Raw genomic sequence first — 6,617 nt, 5'->3', positions numbered from 1 at the left:
TATTACCGCGGCTGCTGGCACAGAGTTAGCCGGTGCTTATTCTGTCGGTAACGTCAAAACACTAACGTATTAGGTTAATGCCCTTCCTCCCAACTTAAAGTGCTTTACAATCCGAAGACCTTCTTCACACACGCGGCATGGCTGGATCAGGCTTTCGCCCATTGTCCAATATTCCCCACTGCTGCCTCCCGTAGGAGTCTGGACCGTGTCTCAGTTCCAGTGTGACTGATCATCCTCTCAGACCAGTTACGGATCGTAGCCTTGGTGAGCCATTACCTCACCAACTAGCTAATCCGACCTAGGCTCATCTGATAGCGCAAGGCCCGAAGGTCCCCTGCTTTCTCCCGTAGGACGTATGCGGTATTAGCGTCCGTTTCCGAACGTTATCCCCCACTACCAGGCAGATTCCTAGGTATTACTCACCCGTCCGCCGCTCTCAAGAGATGCAAGCACCTCTCTACCGCTCGACTTGCATGTGTTAGGCCTGCCGCCAGCGTTCAATCTGAGCCATGATCAAACTCTTCAGTTCAAACATCTTTGGGTTTTGAGAAAACCCTAAACTTGGCTCAGCAATCGTTGGTTACATCTTTGATTTCTCGCGGAGTAACTTGTGATGCTGATAATCTTTTTGACTATCAGTCTGACTCCACAAGCACCCACACGAATTGCTTGATTCAGTTGTTAAAGAGCGGTTGGTTAAGCTTTCGCTCAACCGAGGCGCGCATTCTACAGCAGCCTCTGTTGCTGTCAAGCGGTTATTTTAAGAAGTTTTCAAAGTTTCCCCTGTAACTTCAACCACTTGCGCTATCGATTGCTCGTTAGCGGGAGGCGAATTCTACAGCGTTACACGCTGCTGTCAACACCTCATTTCCTGCTTCGATGACTTGAAGCTGACACCGTCGAAAACCAATCCAACTCATTGAAACTCAAGGAGTTTTCCGTTTCAACTGCGCCGGAAGTGGGCGCATTATAGGCTAATAAAATGCGCCGTCCAGCACTTATTTCAGCTTTATTCCGATTTCAGCGTTACACGCGCAAAAGCCTTCTTGCCCGCCTGACAAACATGAGTCGAACCCAGCTTATATATATAGGTGCGATCAACCACCTCACCATCTATACGTACGCCACCGGAACCCAGCAGATCGCGCGCGACCGCAGAGTTCTTGACCAGGCCGGCCTTATTAAGGATGGCCGCAATCGGCATATCCTCTGAAGCCAGAATCTCGACCTCCGGCAGATCGTCAGGCAGCTCGCCATCCTTCATGCGGTTACCCGCACCTCGGTGAGCATTGGCAGCAGCCTCCTCACCATGGAACCGGGCAACAATCTCTTCAGCCAGCTTGATCTTGATATCGCGCGGATTGGCTCCCGCCTCGACATCTGCCTTGAATGCATTGATCTCGTCCATCGAGCGGAAGCTCAACAGCTCGAAATAGCGCCACATCAAAGCATCAGGGATAGACACCAGCTTGCTGTACATCACGCCTGGCGCTTCTTGAATACCTACGTAGTTGCCCAGCGACTTGGACATCTTCTTGACACCATCCAACCCTTCCAGCAATGGCATGGTCACAATGCACTGAGCTTCCTGACCATAGCCCCGCTGCAGCTCACGCCCCATCAGCAAGTTGAACTTCTGATCGGTACCACCCAACTCAATATCTGCTCGCAAGGCTACCGAGTCATATCCCTGCACCAGCGGATAAAGAAACTCATGGATAGCGATAGGCTGATTCGAGGAGTAGCGCTTATCGAAGTCATCGCGCTCAAGCATGCGGGCAACAGTGTACTGAGATGTCAGGCGAATGAAATCAGCCGGTCCCATTTGATCCATCCAGGTGGAGTTGAACGCCACCTCGGTCTTTGCCGGATCAAGAATTTTGAAAACCTGGGTCTTATACGTCTCGGCATTGTCGAGCACTTGCTCACGCGTTAGCGGAGGACGCGTAGCGCTCTTGCCGCTCGGATCGCCGATCATCCCAGTGAAATCACCTATAAGGAAGATGACCTGATGACCCAGCTCCTGGAACTGGCGCAGCTTATTGATAAGGACGGTGTGCCCCAAGTGCAGATCAGGCGCCGTGGGGTCGAATCCGGCCTTAATACGCAATGGCTGTCCACGCTTGAGCTTCTCAACCAATTCAGACTCGACCAGTACCTCTTCGGCACCACGCTTGATTAGCGCTAGCTGCTCTTCAACCGACTTCATAACAGACCCGTAAGGCTCAAATTCAAAGGGCTCCAACCATACAAGATCAGGGGCTAATTACAAGTTCCGGGCGGCATACGGCTGACTATCCGCGCGCGAATGGTTCACGGACTTGCTTCAAGGGCGATTTGGTTATATTTTATACAGTTATTTCATCTTCACCGTGTCAGTCATCTTTTCCAATTCATCCTTATCTCAAAGTCAAAATTATCTATGACCAGTCAACCGCCTAAAGCGCCACCGCTTTATCCGAAGACCCACCTGCTTGCCGCAAGTGGTATCGCCGCCCTTTTAAGCTTGGCCCTGCTGGTATTTCCCTCCAGCGAAGTAGAAGCCAAAAGAACGACCCTGAATCTGGAACTGGAAACTCCTGCAGAACAACTCACACAAGATCAAGACGCTGCAGAACTCGTTCAAGCCACAAATGAAGCCACTCCAACTCCATTTGCGCAGATCGAACCGGCTGAAAACGCTGCTGCAGAGACGGCCAAAGCTGAAGAGCCAAAAGCTCCCAGCCACCGCGAAGTGGTCGTATCCAGGGGCGACACCCTGTCCACCCTGTTTGAAAAAGTAGGCCTGCCGGCAACCTCGGTACACGAGATTCTGGCCAGCGACAAACAAGCCAAGCAATTCAGCCAGTTGAAGCACGGCCAGAAGCTCGAGTTTGAAATGAGCCCCGATGGCCAACTGAGCACCCTGCATAGCCAGGTCAGCGACCTCGAAACCATCAGCCTCAACAAAAGCGCCAAGGGCTACACGTTCCGTCGTGTGACCAAGCTGCCGACCATGCGATCCGCTTATGTTCACGGCGTGATCAACAGCTCCCTTTCAGCCTCGGGACAACGCGCAGGCCTGCCTCACAGCTTGACCATGGACATGGCAAAGGTATTTGGATACGACATCGACTTTGCTCAGGACATACGCCCTGGCGACCAGTTTGAAGTGATCTATGAGCAAAAAGTCGTCAACGGCAAAACCGTAGGCACAGGCAATATCCTGTCCGCACGCTTTACCAACCGCGGCAAGACTTACACTGCCGTGCGGTACACCAACAAACAGGGCATCAGCAATTACTACACGGCTGATGGCAACAGCATGCGCAAGGCCTTCATCCGCACGCCCGTCGACTTCGCCCGTATCAGCTCGCGCTTCTCCTCGGGGCGCAAACACCCGATCCTGAACAAGATCCGAGCCCACAAAGGGGTCGATTACGCCGCACCGCGCGGCACCCCCATCAAAGCAACCGGCGACGGCAAGGTCCTGCTCGCAGGGCGCCGCGGCGGATATGGCAATACGGTGATCATTCAGCACGGCAACACCTATCGCACACTGTACGGACACATGCAGGGCTTCGCCAAAGGCGTCAAAACCGGTGGTTCGGTGAAGCAAGGCCAGGTGATTGGTTATATCGGTACAACCGGCCTTTCGACCGGCCCGCACCTGCACTACGAGTTCCAGGTCAATGGCGTACACGTCGACCCGCTAGGCCGCAAGCTGCCGATGTCTGACCCGATTGCGAAGTCAGAGCGTTCACGCTTCCTGCAACAAAGCCAACCGCTAATGGCTCGCATGAACCAGGAAAAAGCTACCCTCTTGGCCTCGAGCAAGCGTTAAGCGATGGCACTCTATATAGGCGTGATGTCCGGGACCAGCCTTGACGGGATGGACATTGCGCTGATTGAAATGGGGGTAAGCATCACCCTGCTCGCCACCCATTACACGCCAATGCCCGAATCCTTGCGCACTGAGCTACTTGGCTTGTGCGCAACCGGCCCCGACGAAGTAGCACGCTGTGCCATCGCCGAAAACCACTGGGTTGAGCTGGCCGCGCAAGGTATCAATACCCTCCTTTCACAGCAGCAACTGCCCCCCGAGGCTATTCGTGCGATTGGCAGCCACGGCCAGACCATCCGGCATGAGCCCGCCCGCGGCTTTACCGTTCAAATTGGCAATCCCGCGCTGCTGGCCGAACTGACCAATATCTGTGTCGTAGGTGATTTCCGCCGTCGTGACGTAGCGGCTGGCGGACAAGGCGCACCATTGGTCCCTGCTTTCCATGAGGCGCTGTTTACAGACGACTGCGGGTATCGGGCGGTGCTCAACGTAGGAGGATTCAGCAACCTGAGCCTGATAAGCCCTGGCGCTCCTGTTGCAGGGTTTGACTGCGGCCCCGGCAATGTTCTGCTCGATGCCTGGATACAACAGCAACGCGGTGATCTGTATGACCGCAACGGTCAATGGGCTGCAAGCGGCCAGGTCGAACCATTGCTGCTCAACACCTTGCTCAATGATCCGTTTTTCCAGACCCAAGGCCCCAAAAGTACCGGGCGCGAAGTCTTCAACCTCCAATGGCTGAATCACCACTTGCGCAACCTGCCAGACTTCCCGGCAGAGAACGTTCAGGCGACGCTTCTGGAGCTCACCGCACAGACCATCGTGCAGTCATTGCAAATAGCCCAACCGCAGACCGACGAGCTGCTGGTGTGCGGCGGCGGCGCCCACAATGCCGCCCTCATGGCCCGCCTGACCCAATTGCTTGCGCAGACAAAGGTCGACAGCACCCAGGCCAAAGGAGTTGATCCCGACTGGGTCGAGGCCATGGCCTTCGCATGGCTGGCGCATTGTTGCCTCGAAGCCATTCCCACCAATCGCCCCAGCGTCACGGGCGCCCGTGGCCTTCGAGTGCTCGGCGCAATCTACCCTGCCTGAATGCCACACAGCAAAACGCCGCGAATCGACGCGGCGTTGAGTGTGAAGCCCTTTACCGTGCAATCAAATCGAGAACGATGACCCACAACCACAGGTGGTGGTGGCATTCGGGTTCTTGATCACAAAGCGTGAGCCTTCCAGACCTTCCTGGTAATCAACCTCGGCACCTGCCAGGTATTGAAAGCTCATTGGATCGACCACCAGACTGACGCCTTCGCGCTCAACAAGGGTGTCGTCATCAGCCACTTCTTCATCGAAGGTAAATCCATACTGAAAACCGGAACAACCGCCGCCCGTAACGAATACGCGCAACTTCAAACGATCATTACCCTCTTCATCGACCAGGCTCTTCACCTTGTGCGCAGCACCTTCGGTGAATTGCAAAGCCATGGGGGTGAAGGATTCGACGCTCATGCTGACTATCTCCCGGCGCTATGCCGCCATAATGCGTGATGAAGCGCATTATCCGCTTCTCCTAGAAAAGCGGTCAACTATTCATAAGTAGCATCGGCAAGCTATTCGCCTGCCGAGCACGGCACGATGCCGCTTTTTAAGGCAGCATTCCCGCGTGGGACAGGCCCAGACGCTCATCCAGGCCAAACAGGATGTTCATGTTCTGGACCGCCTGACCGGAAGCCCCTTTCACCAGGTTGTCTATAACCGATAACACCACGACCAGATCGCCGTCTTGCGGGCGGTGCACTGCAATACGGCATACGTTTGCGCCACGGACACTGCGGGTTTCCGGGTGGCTGCCAGCAGGCATCACATCGACAAAGGGCTCATTGGCATAACGCTTTTCAAACAGCGCCTGGAGGTCTACAGAACGGTCGACCACAGTCGCGTACAGCGTGGAGTGAATACCCCGGATCATGGGCGTCAAATGCGGGACAAAGGTCAGCCCCACGTCCTTGCCGGCTGCACGACGCAAGCCCTGGCGAATCTCAGGCAAATGCCGATGCCCCTTCACGGCGTATGCCTTCATGCTTTCGGACGTTTCGGCGTAAAGCGAACCTACGCTCGCCCCACGACCCGCGCCGCTCACGCCAGACTTGCAGTCGGCAATCAGCAATGAGGTATCCGCCAGCCCAGCCTCCAGCAAGGGCAGGAATCCCAGTTGAGTCGCTGTTGGATAGCAACCCGGGACCGCAATCAGCCGTGCTTGTTTGATGAGCTCGCGATTCACTTCAGGCAGGCCGTATACCGCCTCTTGCAGAAGCTCTGGCGCACCATGGGGCTGGCCGTACCATTTGGCCCATTCATCTGCGTCCTGCAAGCGGAAGTCAGCCGAAAGGTCGATCACCTTGGTACCGGCATCCAGCAATTCGCCGGCCAATGCATGCGCTACACCGTGCGGCGTCGCGAAAAACACCACATCGCACGCGGCAAGCGCCTGGGTATCGGGCACGCTGAACGCCAAACCGTCGTAATGACCACGCAGGTTGGGATACATATCGGCAACTGGCAGGCCCGCCTCGGATCGGGAGGTAATGACAACCACCTCAGCCTGCGGATGCTGTGCCAGCAAACGCAGCAGTTCGACACCTGTGTAACCCGTGCCGCCGACAATACCGACCTTGACCATAACCTGCCCCTTCAACGAACCACTGGAAAGCCCTCGATGATAGGGACACCGCGCCTCTGCGACAACCGTCAAGGTGACTCTCAGACGGTCTACTACTACTATTTGATCTACCGT

General features: G+C 55.4%; 5 protein-coding genes and 1 rRNA gene (1 of these 6 running past the window's edge). 2 read left to right on the top strand and 4 right to left on the bottom strand.

The features are described from left to right. Together DQN55_RS02435 and tyrS are read right to left on the bottom strand one after the other, a co-directional pair. A 16S ribosomal RNA gene (locus tag DQN55_RS02435) occupies positions 1-529 on the bottom strand (it extends 1,008 nt beyond the left edge of the window). Between the two features lie 480 nt (positions 530-1,009). Then, the gene (tyrS, locus tag DQN55_RS02425; RefSeq protein WP_048380697.1) at positions 1,010-2,209 is read right to left on the bottom strand and encodes a tyrosine--tRNA ligase; all 1,200 of its coding nucleotides are present in this window, start codon (positions 2,207-2,209) and stop codon (positions 1,010-1,012) included. 213 nt (positions 2,210-2,422) lie between these two features. On the opposite strand from tyrS, the gene DQN55_RS02420 reads away from it, so the two are divergent. Both DQN55_RS02420 and DQN55_RS02415 read left to right on the top strand, forming a co-directional pair. Beyond that, positions 2,423-3,823, top strand: coding sequence for a peptidoglycan DD-metalloendopeptidase family protein (locus DQN55_RS02420; RefSeq protein ID WP_048380699.1), 1,401 nt, complete (start codon positions 2,423-2,425; stop codon positions 3,821-3,823). Positions 3,824-3,826: 3 nt separating this feature from the next. Further along, complete coding sequence (locus DQN55_RS02415) at positions 3,827-4,918, top strand: anhydro-N-acetylmuramic acid kinase (RefSeq protein WP_048380701.1); 1,092 nt, start codon at positions 3,827-3,829, stop codon at positions 4,916-4,918. Between the two features lie 63 nt (positions 4,919-4,981). Here DQN55_RS02415 and erpA read toward each other — a convergent pair whose 3' ends face one another. Beyond that, positions 4,982-5,332, bottom strand: coding sequence for an iron-sulfur cluster insertion protein ErpA (gene erpA, locus DQN55_RS02410; protein ID WP_016782396.1), 351 nt, complete (start codon positions 5,330-5,332; stop codon positions 4,982-4,984). Positions 5,333-5,468: 136 nt separating this feature from the next. Continuing rightward, entirely contained in the window at positions 5,469-6,503 is a 1,035-nt protein-coding gene (gene argC, locus DQN55_RS02405; RefSeq protein ID WP_048380703.1) for an N-acetyl-gamma-glutamyl-phosphate reductase, read from the bottom strand. Between the last annotated feature and the right edge of the window lie 114 nt (positions 6,504-6,617).

Origin of the sequence: Pseudomonas taetrolens, from assembly GCF_900475285.1 — a bacterium.
Taxonomy (GTDB): domain Bacteria; phylum Pseudomonadota; class Gammaproteobacteria; order Pseudomonadales; family Pseudomonadaceae; genus Aquipseudomonas; species Aquipseudomonas taetrolens.
Note: the sequence above shows the minus strand (reverse complement) of the source record. Positions and strands in the feature narration are given on the sequence as shown.

Coding starts and splice junctions, on each gene's coding strand:
- erpA (WP_016782396.1), bottom strand. CDS start 5,332: ATGAGCGTCGAATCCTTCACCCCCATGGCTTTGCAATTCACCGAAGGT.
- argC (WP_048380703.1), bottom strand. CDS start 6,503: ATGGTCAAGGTCGGTATTGTCGGCGGCACGGGTTACACAGGTGTCGAA.
- DQN55_RS02420 (WP_048380699.1), top strand. CDS start 2,423: ATGACCAGTCAACCGCCTAAAGCGCCACCGCTTTATCCGAAGACCCAC.
- tyrS (WP_048380697.1), bottom strand. CDS start 2,209: ATGAAGTCGGTTGAAGAGCAGCTAGCGCTAATCAAGCGTGGTGCCGAA.
- DQN55_RS02415 (WP_048380701.1), top strand. CDS start 3,827: ATGGCACTCTATATAGGCGTGATGTCCGGGACCAGCCTTGACGGGATG.